Source organism: Flavobacterium sp. HJJ (assembly GCF_015351475.1).
Classification (GTDB): domain Bacteria; phylum Bacteroidota; class Bacteroidia; order Flavobacteriales; family Flavobacteriaceae; genus Flavobacterium; species Flavobacterium marginilacus.
Genome location: NZ_JADKPR010000007.1, coordinates 39,033 through 58,229 on the forward strand (window position 1 = coordinate 39,033; position 19,197 = coordinate 58,229).

Annotated in this window: 26 protein-coding genes; all 26 read right to left on the bottom strand. The window is 33.6% G+C overall.

Features of this window, described 5'->3' with window-relative positions; all coding sequences use genetic code 11:
* Positions 1-8: 8 nt before the first annotated feature.
* Positions 9-491: a hypothetical protein gene (locus IRZ80_RS07455; protein ID WP_194640932.1), complete on the bottom strand. Its 483-nt coding sequence runs from the start codon at positions 489-491 to the stop codon at positions 9-11.
* Between the two features lie 32 nt (positions 492-523).
* A complete protein-coding gene (locus IRZ80_RS07460; RefSeq protein WP_194640933.1) occupies positions 524-895 on the bottom strand; it encodes a 3-hydroxyacyl-ACP dehydratase in 372 nt (123 codons plus the stop codon).
* Between the two features lie 3 nt (positions 896-898).
* Positions 899-1,549 (bottom strand): porin family protein, encoded by a 651-nt coding sequence (locus tag IRZ80_RS07465; RefSeq protein ID WP_194640934.1) that lies wholly within the window; start codon positions 1,547-1,549, stop codon positions 899-901.
* Positions 1,550-1,552: 3 nt separating this feature from the next.
* Entirely contained in the window at positions 1,553-2,161 is a 609-nt protein-coding gene (locus IRZ80_RS07470; RefSeq protein WP_194640935.1) for an outer membrane beta-barrel protein, read from the bottom strand.
* Positions 2,162-2,169: 8 nt separating this feature from the next.
* The gene (locus IRZ80_RS07475) at positions 2,170-2,793 is read right to left on the bottom strand and encodes a hypothetical protein (protein WP_228520835.1); all 624 of its coding nucleotides are present in this window, start codon (positions 2,791-2,793) and stop codon (positions 2,170-2,172) included.
* Positions 2,771-3,406: a LolA family protein gene (locus tag IRZ80_RS07480; RefSeq protein WP_194640936.1), complete on the bottom strand. Its 636-nt coding sequence runs from the start codon at positions 3,404-3,406 to the stop codon at positions 2,771-2,773. The genes IRZ80_RS07475 and IRZ80_RS07480 overlap by 23 nt, the downstream gene beginning before the upstream one ends.
* Positions 3,396-4,169: a polysaccharide deacetylase family protein gene (locus IRZ80_RS07485; protein ID WP_228520836.1), complete on the bottom strand. Its 774-nt coding sequence runs from the start codon at positions 4,167-4,169 to the stop codon at positions 3,396-3,398. The genes IRZ80_RS07480 and IRZ80_RS07485 overlap by 11 nt, the downstream gene beginning before the upstream one ends.
* A complete protein-coding gene (locus IRZ80_RS07490) occupies positions 4,166-5,230 on the bottom strand; it encodes a beta-ketoacyl synthase chain length factor (protein ID WP_194640937.1) in 1,065 nt (354 codons plus the stop codon). The genes IRZ80_RS07485 and IRZ80_RS07490 overlap by 4 nt, the downstream gene beginning before the upstream one ends.
* Before the next feature lie 121 nt (positions 5,231-5,351).
* The gene (locus IRZ80_RS07495; RefSeq protein ID WP_194640938.1) at positions 5,352-6,554 is read right to left on the bottom strand and encodes a beta-ketoacyl-[acyl-carrier-protein] synthase family protein; all 1,203 of its coding nucleotides are present in this window, start codon (positions 6,552-6,554) and stop codon (positions 5,352-5,354) included.
* A gap of 96 nt (positions 6,555-6,650) precedes the next feature.
* A complete protein-coding gene (locus IRZ80_RS07500; protein WP_194640939.1) occupies positions 6,651-7,052 on the bottom strand; it encodes a type II toxin-antitoxin system VapC family toxin in 402 nt (133 codons plus the stop codon).
* Positions 7,052-7,291 carry a hypothetical protein gene (locus IRZ80_RS07505; protein WP_194640940.1) on the bottom strand — a complete coding sequence of 80 codons (240 nt, stop codon included), beginning with the start codon at positions 7,289-7,291 and terminating at the stop codon, positions 7,052-7,054. The genes IRZ80_RS07500 and IRZ80_RS07505 overlap by 1 nt, the downstream gene beginning before the upstream one ends.
* Before the next feature lie 122 nt (positions 7,292-7,413).
* Positions 7,414-7,671 carry a phosphopantetheine-binding protein gene (locus IRZ80_RS07510; RefSeq protein WP_194640941.1) on the bottom strand — a complete coding sequence of 86 codons (258 nt, stop codon included), beginning with the start codon at positions 7,669-7,671 and terminating at the stop codon, positions 7,414-7,416.
* Between the two features lie 2 nt (positions 7,672-7,673).
* Entirely contained in the window at positions 7,674-8,288 is a 615-nt protein-coding gene (locus IRZ80_RS07515) for a 3-oxoacyl-ACP synthase (RefSeq protein ID WP_194640942.1), read from the bottom strand.
* The gene (locus IRZ80_RS07520) at positions 8,288-9,421 is read right to left on the bottom strand and encodes a beta-ketoacyl-[acyl-carrier-protein] synthase family protein (protein WP_194640943.1); all 1,134 of its coding nucleotides are present in this window, start codon (positions 9,419-9,421) and stop codon (positions 8,288-8,290) included. The genes IRZ80_RS07515 and IRZ80_RS07520 overlap by 1 nt, the downstream gene beginning before the upstream one ends.
* Before the next feature lies 1 nt (position 9,422).
* Positions 9,423-9,872, bottom strand: a complete 450-nt coding sequence (locus IRZ80_RS07525; RefSeq protein WP_194640944.1) for an acyl-CoA thioesterase — start codon at positions 9,870-9,872, stop codon at positions 9,423-9,425.
* The gene (locus tag IRZ80_RS07530; RefSeq protein WP_194640945.1) at positions 9,847-11,130 is read right to left on the bottom strand and encodes an ABC transporter permease; all 1,284 of its coding nucleotides are present in this window, start codon (positions 11,128-11,130) and stop codon (positions 9,847-9,849) included. The genes IRZ80_RS07525 and IRZ80_RS07530 overlap by 26 nt, the downstream gene beginning before the upstream one ends.
* Positions 11,120-11,818: an ABC transporter ATP-binding protein gene (locus IRZ80_RS07535; protein ID WP_194641067.1), complete on the bottom strand. Its 699-nt coding sequence runs from the start codon at positions 11,816-11,818 to the stop codon at positions 11,120-11,122. Before IRZ80_RS07535 ends, IRZ80_RS07530 begins: the two co-directional genes overlap by 11 nt.
* 65 nt (positions 11,819-11,883) lie before the next feature.
* Entirely contained in the window at positions 11,884-12,882 is a 999-nt protein-coding gene (locus IRZ80_RS07540; protein WP_194640946.1) for a BtrH N-terminal domain-containing protein, read from the bottom strand.
* Entirely contained in the window at positions 12,882-13,286 is a 405-nt protein-coding gene (locus IRZ80_RS07545) for a hypothetical protein (RefSeq protein WP_194640947.1), read from the bottom strand. The genes IRZ80_RS07540 and IRZ80_RS07545 overlap by 1 nt, the downstream gene beginning before the upstream one ends.
* 9 nt (positions 13,287-13,295) lie before the next feature.
* Positions 13,296-13,766, bottom strand: coding sequence for an ABC transporter permease (locus IRZ80_RS07550; protein ID WP_317174744.1), 471 nt, complete (start codon positions 13,764-13,766; stop codon positions 13,296-13,298).
* Between the two features lie 9 nt (positions 13,767-13,775).
* Complete coding sequence (locus tag IRZ80_RS07555; RefSeq protein ID WP_194640948.1) at positions 13,776-14,216, bottom strand: hypothetical protein; 441 nt, start codon at positions 14,214-14,216, stop codon at positions 13,776-13,778.
* The gene (locus IRZ80_RS07560) at positions 14,216-15,349 is read right to left on the bottom strand and encodes a beta-ketoacyl-ACP synthase III (protein ID WP_194640949.1); all 1,134 of its coding nucleotides are present in this window, start codon (positions 15,347-15,349) and stop codon (positions 14,216-14,218) included. The genes IRZ80_RS07555 and IRZ80_RS07560 overlap by 1 nt, the downstream gene beginning before the upstream one ends.
* 5 nt (positions 15,350-15,354) lie before the next feature.
* Positions 15,355-16,260, bottom strand: coding sequence for a dialkylrecorsinol condensing enzyme DarA (locus IRZ80_RS07565; protein WP_194640950.1), 906 nt, complete (start codon positions 16,258-16,260; stop codon positions 15,355-15,357).
* A 49-nt stretch (positions 16,261-16,309) separates the two neighbouring features.
* Entirely contained in the window at positions 16,310-17,965 is a 1,656-nt protein-coding gene (locus IRZ80_RS07570) for a phytoene desaturase family protein (protein ID WP_194640951.1), read from the bottom strand.
* A gap of 70 nt (positions 17,966-18,035) precedes the next feature.
* Positions 18,036-18,920 carry a lipid A biosynthesis acyltransferase gene (locus IRZ80_RS07575; RefSeq protein ID WP_194640952.1) on the bottom strand — a complete coding sequence of 295 codons (885 nt, stop codon included), beginning with the start codon at positions 18,918-18,920 and terminating at the stop codon, positions 18,036-18,038.
* Between the two features lie 4 nt (positions 18,921-18,924).
* Complete coding sequence (locus IRZ80_RS07580) at positions 18,925-19,176, bottom strand: phosphopantetheine-binding protein (RefSeq protein WP_194640953.1); 252 nt, start codon at positions 19,174-19,176, stop codon at positions 18,925-18,927.
* Positions 19,177-19,197: the final 21 nt, after the last annotated feature.

The window sequence follows — 19,197 nt, forward strand, 5'->3', positions numbered from 1 at the left end:
TTCTTAAGCTATTCAACCAATTGTTTTTCAATAGCGGTAAAACTATTGGACTGTGAAATAAATTCACCAACATACGCTTTTAAGGCTCCTGTCTGCTCTTTATAATGATCCAATAAAAACTTCTTATCTTCTTTTTTATTCCCTCTGTAATTGACTATTTTGGGAACATTTTCCTGAATGCTCAAACGAATCATTCGTATCTCAATGGCATTGGGTTCGGCTGTTACGGCATATTCCAGCAATGTTGCTCCTTCCTTGAATTTTTTAGATTTGTCGGTTCCTTTTTTTTCCAGTTTGGAAAGAATAATTATTGATGCTCCCTTATAGGCAACCAAGACTTTATTATTGTCCTCTTTGGTAACATCCGCTAATTTTACTGCCATATCTTTTGCAACGCTTTCCGTTGCAGCAGCGGTCTTATATAACTTTCTGATTTCGGTAACCGAAGGATTTGCGAAAAAAAAGAAAATAAAAAGAAAGGTAATTTTCATGACATCAAAATTAAAAACAGGTACAGTATTTATTATATTTTCTTATAAACACAGCTTAATTTCAAGGCAACTGTTTGGTCAAAATAACTAACATTTTTAACCTTAATCAAATTATCATCCGTTGTATTTATATCTAATTCCAAAAGCAGATCCGGATTTACAAATGGATTAATCAATGCCATAAATTTAACATTACTTAAAGATTCCATAAATAAGGAGCTGGCTGTAATCTGCTCTGTTAATTCTTTTATAATCTGCATCATGCATACACCCGGCATAATAGGATTTCCAGGGAAATGTCCTTCAAAAACTTCATGCTTTTCATTGATTGTGATTTGTGCTTTATACTTGGAATCAACAATGTTTTTCAACACTTTTACTGTATAGAAATCTTTTAATAGCATATTTTATTTTATATCAAATGAATACGATAAACCAAGCTGAAATGATTGATTCAAAACTACTTCGTCATAGTTCCCATTATTGTTGTTATCAATATTTGTATTGTAGTTATTACCATAAATATCAACTACTCCCTGTTTAAAACGAGCATCAAGAGACAAACCATTTGGAAATGAAAATCCAAATCCTCCAACAATAGCAAAATCAAATCCTATTGGAGAATCACTATAAAAATAACTTTTATCAAAATTATCATTCACCTTAAAATCTAATGAAGGTCCAACAATAACATGAAATCCAGTTCCAAAAGAAAACTTACTGATAGCACCTAAACAAAGATAGTCAAGTGAATGCTTTACAGAATTATTAACGGTTATGATACTTTCGTTGTAATAATTATCTATAAGAAGGTCACTATAATTTGAATTTGCCCCTTGCTGTGAATAAACTAACTCTGGCTGCAAAGTATATAGTTTATTAAATTTTATGGCTAATTGACCTCCTAGATAAAAACCGGTCATAAAATCCGAATCAAAATTTGTCAATCTCGAAAAAACAACACCGCCTTTAACACCAGGCTGAAAAGTCACCTGAGCATTTGATTGTACAATTCCAATTAATACAAAACAAATAATAGTAATTACTCTTTTTTTCATATCTTATTTTATATCAAATGTATAGGTTCCTCCCACCGAAAAAACCACATTAGTATGACTCTCATTATAATCAATTACTGGAATGATTCCTTTTTTAACTCTTGCTTCTATTCCAAAATTAGGAGTTATGCTAATTCCTGCTCCCAAAACAAAAGCCATATCGACACTCGCATCCGTATTGAAATTTTTATCTACTACAAAATCTAATGTTGGACCAAAATGAATGTTAAATTTATCACCAAAAGTAAATTTATTCACGACCCCAAAAGACAAATAATCAACATTAAACATACCATTGTCATTAGTTGGTGATTTATATTTTGAACCTTGAGCCGAATAATTAATTTCGGGTTGCAAAGTGTAAAATTTTGATAGTTTCAAAGCACCATAAAAACCAAGATAAAAATCAGTTTTTGTGGAGTAATCCCCCCTTTGACTATCTATATTGTCAGTATCATAATAATAGTAGTCATTTCCTTTTGTAAAATGAGTAAAATTGCCCCCTCCCCTTAATCCTGGCCTAAAAGTAACCTGAGCTTGCGTTTGCAGTGTCCCAAAAAAGACAAGAAATAAAACCAGTATACCTTTGTTTAATTGATTTTTATTATTCATAACTTCAGTTATTGATTAAAATAATTTAGTTCGATTTTCAATTTTATATTTTTATGCTCGATGGTAATCTTATCGGCAAAAATATCATTTTTAGAAGTATAATAGAGGTTAATTTTTGCTTTTCTTTTAGTAGCGTGTACAATTTTACTTAATTTATTTGTCCCTTTCGAAACGTATAAATAATTCATTTTATTTTTATCCAAAGTCTCATAAACGCTTTCCTCACCGTTATCAAATTGATTGCTTGTGATATAATGACTTCGCAAAAGCAATCTAAAATCCGTTACCAAAGTATTTACCAATAACTTTCTATCCAATTCTTCCAGAATAAAATTGACTTTATAATCTGATTCGGAAATTTCAAAATCGAGCAGCTTATTGCCAAATTCGGTAGTAAAAGCAATTCTATGCGTGGTATCGTTTATTTTTTTGGCAATAAAAATGCCTGTCAGCTCATTTCCGTAAACTAAAATATTGGCTTTATACACATAATCAATTTCCTGATTTGAAAAATAGGGAACATCAAAAACGGCTGTTTCCAAAGGCACAGCTTTGTAATCCTTAACTAACTTATTACCGGCACATGATGCCAATAAAAAGGCTATGATACTAATTCGAAAAAGAAGCTTCATCGACTTTGGTATTGATTACTTTATTTTTTAAGACAATTCGGGTATAATCTGCAGAGGATTCCAATAATTTAACCTGAATCACAGTCGCATCTTCTTTATCAAAAGTTAAATCGATTTGTTTGATATATTTTTTAAGAGTCGCATCTTTGGGAATAAACTTAGCGATGTTTTGATCTTTATTTTTAAAATACGAAATAGAGAATTCCTTGTCATCAAATAAATCCCCGCTCACGCTTCCAACAATCAGTTTGTTGATTTTTCCAAACAATTTACTGCTTCCAATATCTACGGCACTTTTCTTTCCCTCGTCATTGATAAGTATCTTTCCATTTTTAAAAACGATTGAATAATTGTATGGCTTTTTATATTGCCAAAGCAAGGAATAAGGCTCTTTGAAAATCATTTTCCCCGAAGTTTCAATATCTTTTGACAGAAAATCCAAATGCTTGTACTGCACAAAATCAGTACTCAAAGTCTTTATTTTTTTAGATACGACAGCCACTGACTGTTTAAATGCAGTAACTTCTCCGTCACTCATCTTTTGCTCTTGTGCCCAAGACTGAAATTGACAAACATTCAAAAAAAGTACTACTATAAAAATTTTAGTTTTCATACGCTTTTATATTCAGGAGTTCTTCCAACGGAACAACACTGTAATTGTTTTTTTCTAAAAAAGACAGTAACTGCTCTAACACATTAACCGTTTCGATAGAGGTATCGTGCAAAAGTACAATTCCTCCCGGTTTAATTCTTTTAATTATTCTGTCCAATAAAAATTTTCTATTTTTAAAAACTCCATCCAATGATCGAATATTCCATCCAATAGTTTTGTGTCTTGTCACAGCCAATGCCTTACGAATGGAAGGATTGGTAACACCATAAGGCGGTCTGAACAAGGTAGTTTTCCTTCCTAAAATCGTTTCAATTAAAGCATCTGTTTTCTCAATTTCGACGATGATTTTAGCTTTGCTGTAAAAATCAAAAAAAGGAGAATGGCTGTACGAATGGTTTCCTATCGCGTGGCCCTGCTTTATGGTTTCCGTTAAAATTTCGGGATGTGATTCGATATTTTTACCAATGCAAAAAAACGCAGCCTTGACATCATACTTTTTTAAAACTTCCAAAACAGCAGCTGTCATTTCATTTGGACCGTCATCAAAGGTTATTGCTATTTTCTTTTCAGTTATTAATGGATTACTGCAAAAGGTTTTTACATGGTAATTTGATCCAATAAAAGAAGACCCGATAAATACAATTATAAACCATAAAATACCCACAAATACAAAATATCTGACATCGATTACTACGTAAAAGCTTGCCAAAGCGAGCAGCAAAAGCAGTAAAATAAAAAATACATTTGTCAGGATATACTTCAACAGCTTGAAATTAAAGTGAAACTATGATCTATTCCGTTGCGCTGATTGTACAACAAAATTGTATTATACGTTTCTTTATCTATTGCATTTACTTTTACAATATCGGGAATACTTTGAGTCTGAATAATTTTGGCTCCAACCCACAGCCCAAATGCCGAGGCAGTATTATACTCGCCACTCAAATGTTTGTAATAAATCTGTGGTATATCTGCAAAAGTAACTTCTGATAAATCTTTATAATACAAATCAGAATCCACATCGCCATTATAACCCAAAACTACTGCATCAATATCCGTAAGCTTCAAATTATTGAAAGCCAAAAAAGAACTGATTTTATTTTCAATTTTATCAATTTCCAATATATTCAGAATTTCAACATCCAAAACAGCAGCTATTGTTGCTGCTTTCTTTTCTTTTTCAACTACAAAAAACGCAGCTCCTTCACCCTGAACAGCACCTTTGGTTGTACTTTTTAAAAATGAATCAAGTCCTTGGTTTTCATTTTTTACAAAACCTGCAAGTCTGAAAAGTGACATTGTATAATCGGCCGTTTCATCTATTCCGCCAACCAATACGGAAGAAGCATCATTTTCATCCATCATCATTTTGGCATCAAATAGTGCCGATTCAAAAGAAATAGAACCATTTACATACGTCAAATTATAGGCTTTGCATTGCAGTCCCAACGCAATTTGACCGCCAACAGTATTGTGTGTCGATTGAATAAAAGAGGTAGGCGTTAAAAACTCTTCATTGTTATCCAAAATTGCCTTCAAAAATTTCTCCGAATCTTCGATACAGCCCATTCCGGTTCCAGTAATAATGGCATCAACGGTCTCCAGCTGAGCTTCCCGCAAAGCCAGAGTCGAAGCAACTATACCATTTTTAACTCCTTTTGCCATTCTCCTGCTCGCTGCTGGAGATATAAAATCCTTATAAACAGGCTGATTAATGGGTAAAACAGTATCCACCTCATTTACTGCCGATTCTTCAAGAAAAAGACTATCAAAGGTTTTTTGGGCCGAAATACAGCCTAATCCATTTATAAAAATCTTACTCATTTTTAATCAAAAAAGTTAACACGAATTGCACTAATTTGCACGAATTTACACGAATATAAAACATTAGCCTTTTAATTTCACAAACCAATTCGTGCTAATTCGTAAAATTAGTATTCTATTTTTATTCGCTTTTAGAAAATATCAAAGTCGAACAATTTCCTCCAAATCCAAAAGAATTAGAAAGCACATGTTCTATATTTTTATGCTTTAAAGCTGTTTGGGGTACCAAATCAAACTCAGCCATTGGCGTCTCAAAATTCAAATTTGGAAAAACGACGTTATTTTGAATTGCCAATACACTATACACGGCTTCAATAGCAGCGGCAGCGGCCAATGTATGTCCTGTAAAAGGCTTGGTAGAACTAAAATCGGGAACCTTATTTTCGCCAAACAGCCGAACCATTGCCCGCCCTTCGGATAAATCATTATTTGGAGTTGCAGTTCCGTGGACATTGACATAATCAATCTGCTCCGGTTTCAATTGGGCTGCCTTAAATGCTTTTTCCATTGCCAGAAAAGCACCATCTCCATTTTCTGAAGAAGCAGTTTGATGAAAAGCATCATTTGCATTGGCATAACCCGAAACTCTTGCCAAAACTTTTTTGTTTTCTTTTTTAACCAATTCTTCTGATTCCAAAACCAGAAAGGCAGCGGCTTCTCCGAGATTTAATCCTTTTCTATTATTATCGAATGGCTTATTATAACCATCCGATAAAATCATCAGTGTTTTAAATCCATTGATGGTAAATTTGGACATTGCATCTGTTCCGCCCACAATAACACGATCCAATTTACCGGATTTTATCATTCTGGCTCCCAGCATTATGGCATTTGCAGCCGACGAGCACGCAGTACTGATGGTAGTTACAAAACCTTCCAACCCCAGTTCGTTTGCCATTTTATCGGTATTATCACCTGCATTATGACAGCTGATGTATTTTACAACATCAGGATTTTCAAAATATTCTTGGTAATAGCGTTCTGTCATATCCATTCCGCCCACACTCGTAGCTGAGATTAATCCCGTTTTATACTCGTTAATAGAAGTAATTCCGGCATCTTTTACCGCTTGTTTAGCAGCGATGGTTCCAAGCATGGCGGTTCGGGAAAAATTATTGTCCTTCCCTAAGCCCAGCTCATCTATTAATTCCTGATTGGTCTTTTTAATTTCACCCACCTTGATAACATCGGCATGAACGGTTACAATATTCTCGATCGTTGTAATTCCTGCCTGGCTATTCAGCAATGCATTATAATTTTCCTCAACTGAATTTCCAATTGAAGAAATAATACCCATTCCGGTAATGGCGACACCTTTATTCATTATAGATTTTTTGATTTTAGATTTCGAATAAACAGAACATTAAATAAAAATAGTATTTCTAAACTTTAACTCTCCAAAATGTGAGTTGAAAACTTATTATCTGACAATCCAATTTTCAAGTTCAATACCTTTCAATCTTTCGAAATCTTTAATATTTTCGGTTACTAAAATTAATTTATTTTCTATTGCAGCTGCACCAATTAATAAATCGAAATCATCATTTTGAGGTTTACCTAATTTATTTAAACGGACTTTTTCTTCAGCGTATTTTTTTATTGAACCGTAGATTGGAATTATGACAATTCCTTTTAAAAAAATATCTACTGCTTTGTGCGATTTTATTTTGTCGGCACTATTTTCAGCACCAAATCTTAATTCTAAAACCGTAATTTCTGAGATATAGCAATTTTCGAGACCTTTTGATTTAAGTATTTTGTCAACTTCAAATTTTCCGCGCAAAAAATGTACACAAATATTAGTATCAAGTAAATATTTCATTAGAATTTAATTTCTTTCGTTCTAAATTTTCTACTTGATTTTATATCTGCATTTATTTCATCGGAAGTTTTTTCAGTCGAAAAAGCACCAAAAGATTTATAAAAATTATTTTCTTTGTTTTTAGTTTCCGCCTTTAATGATTTCGTTAACTTTTCTATAAGTTCAAGTTTGCTCATTGAATCTAAACTCTCGAATAATCCAAAATAATTTTCTATTATATTTTTGTCTGTAAAAGTCATTTTGCGATGTTTTAATTCAAAGATAGACTATTTTACATTTTTTGTCAAATGATTTATCCCAATGTCTGATGCTGAATCAGAGTAAAAGATTATTACTTAAATCTGTCCTCTAAATTCTAAAATTATTTCACTCTATTCTCCGAAATATAAGCTGCCATAACTTCGATAGACTTAAAAATAGTCTTTCCCTCTTTTGGATCTACTAATTTAATTCCATAATCTTTATCAAGCATCACAATAAGTTCCAACGCATCAATAGAATCAAGTCCTAAACCATCTCCAAACAATGCATCGTCATCATTAATATCAGCAACAGTGATATCTTCAAGGTTTAAAACTTCTATTATTTTACTTTTTAATTCCTGCTTTAATGCTTCCATAATTATTTATTGTATAGTTTTTTTAATTGTTCGTGATTGTGTTCTCTTTCGCCTTTTTTATCAAGCAGATAAAAAAAGGCTTTGTACTCTTCATTATAATATTCCACCCATCCGCATAAAACTTTGTCTGCTTTTTGGGTTTCCAAAAGTATATTGCAGTAGTTTTCCATAAATACCGGGTCATAGTCCGCAAATATAAAGAAAGAATTTTCGCTTTTCAATTGATGTTTAATACTTATTTCTCCTAAACAGATATTAGGTAATGTATAAACAAAAACTGCCGGACTTGGGTAATAATTCTCAGAATCTGAAATCGAATTCTGATGCTTAACATCGGTATCCAAACTCGAGGATTTATTAGCAAATACTAATGCAGTATTGCTTTCTGCTGAATTTTCGGCTGTCGCCAAAAGTAATTCGGCACCTAAAAAAGCCAATTTACTCAAATTATCCATTTTAAAAAACTTCGGATAATTTATTTCAAAATGCTGATATCCTTTCTTTGAAAAACCGGCAAACGAATCCTCTTCGGCAGTAAAAACGGCTTCTCCATTCAAAAAAACTGTATTTTTCTGAATGGTACAAAAAGAGTGAATATAATTTTTATTTACTGTCATTAGTATACTTTTTCAAATAAAACAGCTGTATTGCATCCTCCAAAACCTGAAGCAGTTTTTAGAAAATAACGAATGTCCGCATCCGTCTTTTTTTCAATAACCTTAATCGGCTGGGTTACTCCAATGGTATCAAATCCTAATGAAGCAAACAATGTATTATCCTTAACCGATTCTATTCCGATAACGGTTTCTAATAATCCCGAAGCTCCTAATGTATGCCCGTAATACCCTTTAAAACTATTTACCGGTACATTTTCGAGTTCTAACCTGTTTAACGCAATAGCTTCCATCTCGTCATTATAAGGTGTTGCCGTACCATGAGCTGAAATATAATCGATTCGATTACTGTCTATTTTGGCTTCCGCCAAAGCGCTTTGAATACTTCGGTAAAGCCCTTCTCCTGTTCTGGAAGGTCCCGAAATATGGTTGGCATCATTAATGGAGCCATCGCCTATTATTTTTATTTTAGCGTTTTCTTTATTTGAAGAAACCAAAACGGCGGCTGCAGCTTCTCCCAGACTTACTCCCGTTCTGTTAACCGAATAAGGCTTGCACGGCAAATTACTCATTGCCTGAAAGGAGTTGAATCCCGATAAAACAAATTTTGAAACTTCATCACCAGCGACAACAAATACATTGTCATATAAATTCGCCTGAATTAACCTTTTGGCAACTGAAACTGCCAAAATTCCTGAAACACAAGCATTAGAAACCACAATAGGTTCGTTTTTGAATCCAAAAAAAGCAGCAATTTTTTTAGCCAGTTCATTCAAATAAGCGGATTCAATATTACTTGAATTTTCTAAAGCGTTTATATTTCCCTTGGTTGTCGAAAGTATAAAACCGGTACGCTCGTCTGATGCCGCTTTTACATTTTTAATGATTGGTTCCAATGCCAAAATCATCATTTTCTCCAATCTCGAATAACCCTCTGCAGAAGTCACTTTGGCGAAAGCCAAATCCAATTCAGCATCATTAATAACAGCTGCATAAAAAGGTGCATTCAGTAACTTTGGATTATCCTGCAATTGAATACCGGAAACCCCATTACCAATGTTTTTTATATTGGCAGCAACATCAAACCCAATGGGTGTAATGCAGTTCGTTTCGGTTATAAAAACTTCTTTTGCCATGCTATTTAACTAAGCCTACTTTTCTTTTCCATTCCGTGTAAAATGGAGGGTTTGTCAACATTAATTCACCGTGTTTGTCTAAAAAAACCTGAACGGTTTCACCTGTACAGACCACTTCATTTTTTATATTGTAAATGGTAAACCTGTATATCATTTTTGCTGCGGGCGTATCTACAATAGTCGTTTCTATCCGGGCTACATCACCGTAACGCAGCGACAATTTATGTTCTAGAGTTGTTTTTACAATGGGAGTCGTAAACTCATTGGCAAAAACATCCAGATAGGCAAGACCATGTTTACGTCCAAAGGCTTCCCTTCCATCCTCAAAATAAGTAATATAATGACCATGCCATACTATTCCAAGTGAATCTGCTTCGTTAAATCGAACACGAATTTCCTGTGAAACAGTCAAGGCAGCTGCTTCTTTATACAGCTCTTTTCTTCTTATCATACAGCAATGCTAAAGTTGTGGTAACTATAAAAAATAAAAACAATAAAAATAATTCAGGCAGCAGATCCAATAGAGATCCGTTGCGCAAAAGTACATCATAAAAAGCTTCCAGACCCCAATTCATTGGTGAGGATTGTGCGATAATCTGCATCACCTTGGGCATGGCAAACACCGGAACCCAAACACCGCCAATAGCAGCCAAAATTATCACAGACGTAGCACCAAACGGAGCCGATTGTTCCTGTGTCTTGGCAATAGTTCCCAATAATATTCCGAAACCAATCGCTGCTAAACCTGAAAACAGTGCTACGATACTCATTAAAATTAAATTTCCTTCAACATTTAAAGGGGGTAACCCTAAATGCGGAAACAGAAATACAGCCACTGCAATCATCATGTAAAACTGTATCAGGCAAATGATTAAATACATCACTGTTTTACCCGCCAAAACAACTCTGTTGGAAACAGGATTGGTTCGCAATCGCACAAAAGTCCCTTGACTTTTTTCCTTTACCATATTGATTGACAACGGAATTACAATAAAAAAAACTGCAAAAAGTGTCCAAGCAGGAACATTATGCTGCACCGAATTCGGAAGAATTTCTTTGTCATTTATTTTCGGAATAATCTCTTTGAATGTAATAAAACTTTTTTGTTCAAATTGAGCATCCTCGCCGCCAAGTTCATCCTGAAAAGAAGTATAAATCGATTTGGTTTCTATTTGGGCAATCATTTTGTCGATAGCATTCATCACGCCGCTTCTAAAACTCAATTGAACCGCAGGATCAAAATAAAGCTTGACCTCTTTTTGATCGACAATTTTTGCAATTGGTTTCGTTGCCAACGAATCTGAAAAACCCAGACTGCTTACAATTTTTTGAACATTCTGATCAATTTTGGCCTGCAGATCGCTGCTCAAATGCGGCGGAATGATAATTGCCATTTGATATTTTCCGCTAAAAACAGCATCTTTGGCTTCAGCTTCAGTAATTTTTTTATTGTCAAAAGCGGTAATGACACTAAAAACATCACTCTTTTTTAAATTATCAAAAAGCGTTTTAGAAACCTTTCCATTATCATAATTAACTAAAATTATTGGAATTTTAGTCTCTTGTCCTTTTTTATAAGAGCTATCCTGAATAAGTGTAACGGTAATAATTAATACCAATGGCATTAAAAAAAGAGTCACAACACCTCCCATATCCCGCTTCAACAACAAGAATTCTTTGTAAACAGACATCCAAAGTTTATATAGCATCTCTCAGTTCTTTTCCTGTTAATGAAATAAAAACATCTTCAAGATTTCTGGCATTGGCTGTAGCCGCAATTAAATCCTTAGGTGTCCCCTGAGTGTAAATTACTCCTCTGTCGACTATAGCAATATGGTTACAAAAATCCTGCGCTTCGGATAAATGGTGTGACGTGTAAATTATGGTTGTACCCTTTTTATTAAGTTCCTTGAGATAATCAATAATTACATTTTTTGAATGTACATCGACTCCTACCGTAGGTTCATCAAGGAAAAGTACCTTTGGATTATGCAAAATCCCTGCAATCAAATTGACACGGCGTTTCATCCCGCCGGAGAAAGTCTCGATACGCTTATCAGCAAATTTCAGCAATCCCAAAAGATCCAGACTGTCAATTACTTTTTCTTTTAGAACGTCACCTTTTAAACCATACATACTCCCAAAATACAGCAGATTCTCTCTTGCTGTCAAGGTTGGATACAAAGCGTATTCCTGAGGAACAACGCCAATTCTATTCTTGATTTCATTGGCATTGGCCGAGTAATTTAATCCGTCAATCGTGAAAGATCCCGAAGTAGGTTTTACCAAACCGCAAAGAATCGAAATCAATGTTGTTTTACCAGCTCCATTTGGCCCAAGCAGTCCAAAAATATTTCCTTCGTTTATGTCCATAGAAAAATCATTCAATGAATACATTTCGGCATCATTGTATAATTTAGACAGATGTGATATTTGGATAATTGACTTCAATATGATTGTATTTAGCTTATTGCTTTTTTGAGTTTCTTAAAAAACACTTCTTCTTTATCGGCAATACTTAAAAGCTGGTCGGAAAGCAAATTGTAAACATCCACTTTGGTACTTCTATTTTTATAAACCCGTGAGGCTTCGACAGCAAAATCTCTCCATAAATCACCTATAGCAGTCATTTCCAGCGACAATTTTTGCAATTCGTCATTATTCAAAATTACTGCCGCTTCCTGTAAAAAAGCTGCATATATAAATCTAAAACCACCACCCCCGGTTCCAATTTCTTCCTGCATTCTGACAATTTGAGCCAAATAATGATTCGCTTTTTTAGTTCCTTCCTTAACTGGCCATTTTTTAATTAGCCTGGCAACAAGACGAATTCCGCGAACACCAATTATTGGCATTGGCGCCAGCATATCGCGACAGGTATTTTTGATACCCTTTATAATTGCCCCTTTCAAATCTACATTTGCAGGAACCTGAATCGGATAATATATTTGACCTCTTGGAGCAAAAGCCCCTTTGGCAAAACGCACTTTATTTAATTCGTCGTGTGTCAATGTAGTTACGTTTTCCATAACTGGATCACTAATTAAATAATCCGTTTCTGTTTTTCCATAAACTACCAGATTGTGTGCGTTGAAATGAAAACGGTACTCATCAGGAAAATACGTCAGGTTGTATACACCCACCTGCAATCCTGAAGGAATATTATTTTTTAAATTTTCGTCCAATGTCTTAACGGCTTTGGCTTGGCTGGAAAATTTTTGTCTTTTAATTTTCAAGCCCAATCGTTTCGCCAGTCTATTGAAAATTTGTCCCGGCATAGGTCTATAACTTATCGCAGGAGCGTAATTTACTTTTAGAAATGGGAGATAAACGAAGAAAAGTCCCGAACCAATTCCAAAAACCATTGGTTCGCTAATATTCAATCCATTATGTTTTAACAAATTGGAAGCCACTCCATTCTCACAATGAGCAGATTGATAATGTGTAAAATCGGTTTTCATTAATTAGTCTTAAAATTTTTCAATTCCTCTACAGTTATATTAAAAGAGTCGGCATATTTTTTTAAAATACTGTCACTTAATCCTGCGAAAACCTTAGGCTTAAAATGTCTTTTAACACGCCATTGCCACATTCCCACATAACTGGAAAGTACGCCGATATCCATTCTGCATAACTCCATATAATAACTAATAGGACTTACCTCGTTGTTTTCTACCTGAGCCTTGGCAACAGCAATTCGTTCGCTAATTTCTTCAATCGAATTAGAAAGAGCAATACTTTTTGGTTCCCAGCCAGAACTTAAGGCAGTTGTATAATTACCATTTTCATCCGTAGCATACACCAGCTCTTTCATATTTGTTTTAGAAAGATTTCCTTTATCTTGAGGTACTTCTTCTTTTTTCATTTTCTTTCTCTAGGAATTATTATTTTGAATAAACAACGTAATTTCTCCTTCTGACAGCATTTCGTCTTCCTTATACGTTTTGCATTGTATAGTACACAAACTATATGAGTCCGAAATAAATTTCGAAATTAATACCGCTTTGGTAACAAGAGTTGAATTAACTTCTGGCAGTGAATATATTTTTAAGGTTTTAATTCCGCTGATAAAACCAATCACATCTGCTCCTGTCTTGGCATTATTATTTTCATCAATAAAGTAATCCTTGGCGACAATCATCGAACAGGTTTGCGCCATATTTTCGACCAGACCAGATTCCGTGAATAAATCATTCTTCAGAAATATATTTTCTGCTTTAATTTGAAAAATAGTGTCTACTTTTTCATCATCAATCTCTAAAATAAAATCCACCATCAGCATGGGAGCAAGATGAGGCAGGTAATGGTTACTATTTACAAGTTTTGATGTATCTTTCTTATTCACTGTTTTTAATTATTTAGCCAAAACAGTTTTCATCTGTCCTTTGGCTATTTCTACATTGTTTAATTTACTAACAATATCTACCAAAGTTACTCCTCCAAATTCCTGTATAACAGTAACTGTTGTCCTTATTTCGTCATAAAGTTTGGGAAGCACTTTTATTTCCAATTTATTTATGGAACCAATATAACCTGTGGGAGCCTGTTCATTTCTCAAATAAAACTGATATCCTGTATGCAATGCCACAGACTGAGCCATGTGCTCTATAATTCCAGATTCTACAAAGGAATCATCCTTAAAAAAAACAGCATCATCCTGAATGGTAAACCCAGACACTAACTCAGTTTCAGAATAGCTATACAAAGTATCGACCATTACAAACGGTTTTTTTTGAGGAATTAAAGTCTCCACAAAATCTTTGATGCCTATTGGATTATTAGCTGTCATCGTCATTAACACACTGTTAAATAAGCATACGCATACGAAAAACGACCGCTTTCCGGCACAGACAAAAGAACTTTGTTCCCTTTTACCAGTTTACCTGAATTCATTAATTCTTCTAAGGCCAGATAAATTGAAGCCGAACCGACATTCCCAACATATGCCAAATTCATAAACCATTTTTCCATTGGTATTACCATTCCTTTTTCTGCCAATGATTCTCTTAAACCATCTACAAAATAATGAGAAGAAACGTGTGGCAAAAAGTAATCAATTTGATCAGCAGTAATATTGTTTTTATCCAATGCTTCTTTCATACTTTCGGCACCCTTAACCAAAATATGTTCATCAAGCACTTTTATATCCTGTTTAACTGCAAATATAGATTCGCTGAGCCATTCATTTGGATCAAAATCATTCCAAGGTTTTATATCGCCATTTTCTAATTTATCTCCTCCAGCATACATGCATGTCTCTATTTCATGTGCATAAGAATAAGCTTCCATCCATTCTATTTTTAAGGAAATAGCTCCAGTTGGCTTGTTTTCCAATAAAAAGGCACCCGCTCCGTCAGACAGCATCCATCTTAAAAAATCTTTTCTAAAAGCAATTATGGGCTGCTCTTCTAATTTTTTCAGATTAACAATTTCATTTTCAAATCTATTGGCAGACAGCCACGAAGAAACTTTTTCAGAACCTGAGCAAACTGCATTATTTGTATTTCCGGATTTTACTGAAAGATAACCAAATTTTAAAGCGTTCATCCCTGAACAGCACACCCCTGAAGATGAATTAAGTTCCAGATTTTTATTTTTTAATAAGCCATGTACCATTGCCGCATGAGACGGAACAAGAACATCTGGAGTAGCAGTTCCACAAGATAACAATTCCACATCTTGATCAGTAAAACGATTATCAAATAATCCCTGAATGGCTATATGAGTTATTTCAGCGTTATTGTGAGTACTGTTTCCATTTTTATCTCGTGCATAATAACGGCTTACAATCTTATTATTTCTTAATATTAATCTTCTGCCTTTGGATGCTGTTTCATTTATCAATCCCAAATAATCTTCCATTTCATCATTAAAAACAGCTTCATTTGGCAAGCACTTCGCCGCTTTTGTAATATATACATCAAACATATAATCTAATTTACTCCTTTATAATATTCTAATTCCTGCTTTATTTTTTTAATTTTTAACGGATACGTAAGAACGTGTAATATATAAACTATTGGTGAAACTACCCAAATAGCTAGTATTAAATACACTTTAAATATTTTTGTCCAAAATTTTCTTGATTCCCTTTTAGTTATGATGAAATTTGACCATTTTGAAAAAATTTTATTAGCTGTTTTATCAACTCTAATTAAGTAGGAACTTACTTTTACTGCATTAATCGCAACCAATTTCGTTTGCAAATTATCTAAATCATTCTCATTAAAGCCTGCAAGAATTACTTCCCCGAATTTTGTTGATTCACGAATATCTTTATCTGAAACTCCAGGTAATGGAAAAATTCCAAGATACCTTTTTTTAACTCCTGAAAACATCCACTCTACAATTGTAATCACACTTATTAAATTCCCAACTCTATCGACCAGCGCAATATTTCCTTTTAGCAGGGCGTTATTCTGTCTTAACAGAATCTTGACTTTTTCCTGCGCCATGAACCACATGTTTCTGGAACCATTTATTGTTACAACTGGTGTATCCTTAAATAAAATTTTGGCTTCTGGACTTTTCAAGAAAGAATTTACGGGGATTGAAGGTGTTAAATACCAAACCTGATAATTCAAAAGAATCAAATCAAACTTCATTTCCATTATTTCATTTGGAATGGGTTTAATAGGAGCAGGAATCTGCAAAAATGATTCTGGAAAAGCATTAAAAAAAGCATCATTATTCCAAGGAAATGGGAAAGATTGCTCCATTTTAATTTCATGAAACACTACATTTATTTTTTCTGAATCTAAAAACGGTTTTGCTATATTTCTGGCAATAGTTTCTAATTGTCCCGATTGAGAATAATAGATTACAAGGACATTTTTCATACATGTTTTTTTTTACAAAAGCGAATATAACTTAAATTAATACATAAGACTAATAGACATTTATTTCTTTAAAATTTCTTGATTTATGCGCTCTCTTAACATGAACCCAATCTGGCCATGTTGCAGTATCTTCCGCATCATAAATTCTTAACTTTTGATTCGCATCTTCAATAATCAAATCATCGGGTTGGCATCCCAAAATTAGCGAAGCTGCAACAACACCAGAATGTGTAGCTCCTCCGATTCCATGAGAAAGTGTGCTCGCACCACAAAGATATAGGTTATTTATTTCGGATTTATTTTTATATGAGAACGGACCAACTTGATTTAATGTTTTTTCAGTTCCATACACATTTCCTCTTGTTGAATTAACATAAAATTCATTTGTTTTAGGAGTACCCAACTCTGCTTGAACACAATTTTTTTTTGCCCCAGGAATAATTTTCTCAATATTATTCATCAATTTATTTATTACTTTTTCTTTAAAAATAATGTATGCTTCATTGTGATAATCCTCTAACCCGTTAAAACCATTTAAATTATCATAATTCACGTAAGTTACCACTTCAAAATTATGATACCTGCCATTAAAACTCACTGGATCTTTTATTGTGGTACAACTTATAAATACCGCTGGAAACAAATCACCCTCTGTGATATCATTATTCATTAAATCATCAAAATTAGCATCATCATTTTCATCCTTCATCATCCAAATATTACCCGAATCAATCCCAAACTGAGTGACATCCATATCCAAGGTCAAGAATAAAATAAGTGAGCTGACTGAATATTTTGTTTTTTCTAATTTTTTTACTAATCCTTTACTGAGATTTGATTTTCCAATAAGATTTAAATAAGTAACAGCTGGATCAGCGTTTGAAACAACATTTTTAGCATAAATTACTGTTCCATCTTTAAGTTGAACCCCAATTGCTTTCTTGTTTTCTATAATTATTTTTTTTACATCTTGTTTGACTCGAACTTCGCCTCCATGTTTCTTGACACCGTTGGTCATTGCCTTTACAATTCCTCCTCCCCCGCCCATGGGATAAAATCCTCCTTCAAGATAGTGACTCATTACAGAACAATGTACCGGAAAACAAGCTCTCTTTGGCGAAAGTCCATGATCGCCACATTGCACATTTAAAACAGCCTTTAATAAAGGATCTTTGATATGCCAACTGATTACTCTTTTTAATGAAAATAAGGAAAACTTACCAAAGTGTTTGGTTCTAAAAGGCACTGTAATATTTTGCCAAAACCCTTTTAACTTAGGTATTAATTGGAGTTCTCTGTTAACTCTTTGCACAAGAGTTAAATATTCTACAATATTTTTTTTTTCTTTTGGAAAACGCTTAACAAGAGTTTCTGATAAATTTTCAACCCCTGATGGAAAACTAAAGGTTTCTTCACCAATAATAGCATGTTCATATCCTTTGTCATTCATTCGGAAAAAAACCATATCATTTGCAATCCCTAACCCGCGATACAATTCATTCGTAGACTGCCCGTTGCCTATAAGTCCCACATAGTGAACTCCTGGACTAAATCGTTGCCCATTTAAAGTAAAACTATGACTCCATCCACCAGGAACGTAATGCTGCTCTAGTACCAAAACTTTTTGACCAGCACGTGCTAAACAAATTGCTGTTGCCAATCCACCTACACCTGATCCTATAATGATTGAATCATATTTTTTCATAGTTTGCATGCGGTTTTACAAAATACAAAATCAATGAAAAAACTGAATTTTAGCATAATTAAACGTTAAATTACTTATTACTTAATTGGTTCCAAAAATCGAAATAATTGAACCACTGCAAAGGATATTTTTTTATCATACCTTCTACACTTTCTGTATATTCTTTCAGTAAACCCTTTTCGTCACGGTGCTTTACTTTGGCTTCTCTGGTATAAAGATGATAATGCAAATTAGATTCTTTCATTACATAAACAAAAAGAACAGGAACTTTCAATCTGGATGCAATAAGAAATGGTCCTGCAGGAAAAAGAGCTTCTTGCCCCAATAAATTTTCGCTTAACGATTTTACTCCTTCAAAATACCTATCGCCAGTAAAACAAACCAACTCATTTCTGGCCAGTGCAGAATTAATTTCGAAAATATGAGACAAATCTTCTCCTATTAATATAAAATTGATCCTAGGTTTTTTAGTAATACTTTCAAGATATTTCTTTATTGCAGAATGCTCTAAATCGGTAGTAACCAGATTTATTTGCAGATTAAAATCAACTTCACTAAAAAAATGCTCGGCTATCTCAAAATTTCCAATATGGGCACTAATTAATACACCGCCTTTCTTTTCTTTTAACAATTTGATAATAAACTCCTTACCATCATGCTCATAAGTAAACTTATCCTTTAGACCAGCACCGATTGCAATTTTATCAATAATGGTTTGTCCAAATGTATAATAACTTCTAAAAACCATCGTTTTAGATTTTAAATACGGATACCCCAGCCTTTTTCTAAAATAATAAAAGATCGAGTCATTGCTTTTTTTGAGGAAAATAAAATAATACGCTACTACAAAATAAAGTACAAAATAGGCTGCTTTTACTCCAATTTTATTAATGAAGAAAACAAAAATTTTGTACCCAAGAACAGTACCTTTAGATTTTCCATCCCATTGACTCATTACATTAAGCCTTTGATTTAATTTTATTTTCTATAAGATCATAAAAACTTTGAAAAGTGTCTATTCCTACAAAATCTCCTTCAACTAATTTTACTCCAAAGTTTGATTCGATGGATACAACAAGATCTACATAATCTAAACTATCCAGTCCCAAAGTGTCTTTTAAATTTGCTTCAAACTGGATATCATCACCATCCACCTCAAATTCATCAATTAAAAACCCGTTTACTCTCTCAATAATTTCTTCTTTATTCATGTAATATTTAATATTTTTTTA

Bases quoted from the DNA above. Each gene is read 5' to 3' on its own strand.
- IRZ80_RS07455 (WP_194640932.1), bottom strand. From the start codon at position 491: ATGAAAATTACCTTTCTTTTTATTTTCTTTTTTTTCGCAAATCCTTCG.
- IRZ80_RS07460 (WP_194640933.1), bottom strand. From the start codon at position 895: ATGCTATTAAAAGATTTCTATACAGTAAAAGTGTTGAAAAACATTGTT.
- IRZ80_RS07465 (WP_194640934.1), bottom strand. From the start codon at position 1,549: ATGAAAAAAAGAGTAATTACTATTATTTGTTTTGTATTAATTGGAATT.
- IRZ80_RS07470 (WP_194640935.1), bottom strand. From the start codon at position 2,161: ATGAATAATAAAAATCAATTAAACAAAGGTATACTGGTTTTATTTCTT.
- IRZ80_RS07475 (WP_228520835.1), bottom strand. From the start codon at position 2,793: ATGAAGCTTCTTTTTCGAATTAGTATCATAGCCTTTTTATTGGCATCA.
- IRZ80_RS07480 (WP_194640936.1), bottom strand. From the start codon at position 3,406: ATGAAAACTAAAATTTTTATAGTAGTACTTTTTTTGAATGTTTGTCAA.
- IRZ80_RS07490 (WP_194640937.1), bottom strand. From the start codon at position 5,230: ATGAGTAAGATTTTTATAAATGGATTAGGCTGTATTTCGGCCCAAAAA.
- IRZ80_RS07495 (WP_194640938.1), bottom strand. From the start codon at position 6,554: ATGAATAAAGGTGTCGCCATTACCGGAATGGGTATTATTTCTTCAATT.
- IRZ80_RS07500 (WP_194640939.1), bottom strand. From the start codon at position 7,052: ATGAAATATTTACTTGATACTAATATTTGTGTACATTTTTTGCGCGGA.
- IRZ80_RS07505 (WP_194640940.1), bottom strand. From the start codon at position 7,291: ATGACTTTTACAGACAAAAATATAATAGAAAATTATTTTGGATTATTC.
- IRZ80_RS07510 (WP_194640941.1), bottom strand. From the start codon at position 7,671: ATGGAAGCATTAAAGCAGGAATTAAAAAGTAAAATAATAGAAGTTTTA.
- IRZ80_RS07515 (WP_194640942.1), bottom strand. From the start codon at position 8,288: ATGACAGTAAATAAAAATTATATTCACTCTTTTTGTACCATTCAGAAA.
- IRZ80_RS07520 (WP_194640943.1), bottom strand. From the start codon at position 9,421: ATGGCAAAAGAAGTTTTTATAACCGAAACGAACTGCATTACACCCATT.
- IRZ80_RS07525 (WP_194640944.1), bottom strand. From the start codon at position 9,872: ATGATAAGAAGAAAAGAGCTGTATAAAGAAGCAGCTGCCTTGACTGTT.
- IRZ80_RS07530 (WP_194640945.1), bottom strand. From the start codon at position 11,130: ATGCTATATAAACTTTGGATGTCTGTTTACAAAGAATTCTTGTTGTTG.
- IRZ80_RS07535 (WP_194641067.1), bottom strand. From the start codon at position 11,818: ATGTATTCATTGAATGATTTTTCTATGGACATAAACGAAGGAAATATT.
- IRZ80_RS07540 (WP_194640946.1), bottom strand. From the start codon at position 12,882: ATGAAAACCGATTTTACACATTATCAATCTGCTCATTGTGAGAATGGA.
- IRZ80_RS07545 (WP_194640947.1), bottom strand. From the start codon at position 13,286: ATGAAAAAAGAAGAAGTACCTCAAGATAAAGGAAATCTTTCTAAAACA.
- IRZ80_RS07555 (WP_194640948.1), bottom strand. From the start codon at position 14,216: ATGACGATGACAGCTAATAATCCAATAGGCATCAAAGATTTTGTGGAG.
- IRZ80_RS07560 (WP_194640949.1), bottom strand. From the start codon at position 15,349: ATGTTTGATGTATATATTACAAAAGCGGCGAAGTGCTTGCCAAATGAA.
- IRZ80_RS07565 (WP_194640950.1), bottom strand. From the start codon at position 16,260: ATGAAAAATGTCCTTGTAATCTATTATTCTCAATCGGGACAATTAGAA.
- IRZ80_RS07570 (WP_194640951.1), bottom strand. From the start codon at position 17,965: ATGAAAAAATATGATTCAATCATTATAGGATCAGGTGTAGGTGGATTG.
- IRZ80_RS07575 (WP_194640952.1), bottom strand. From the start codon at position 18,920: ATGAGTCAATGGGATGGAAAATCTAAAGGTACTGTTCTTGGGTACAAA.
- IRZ80_RS07580 (WP_194640953.1), bottom strand. From the start codon at position 19,176: ATGAATAAAGAAGAAATTATTGAGAGAGTAAACGGGTTTTTAATTGAT.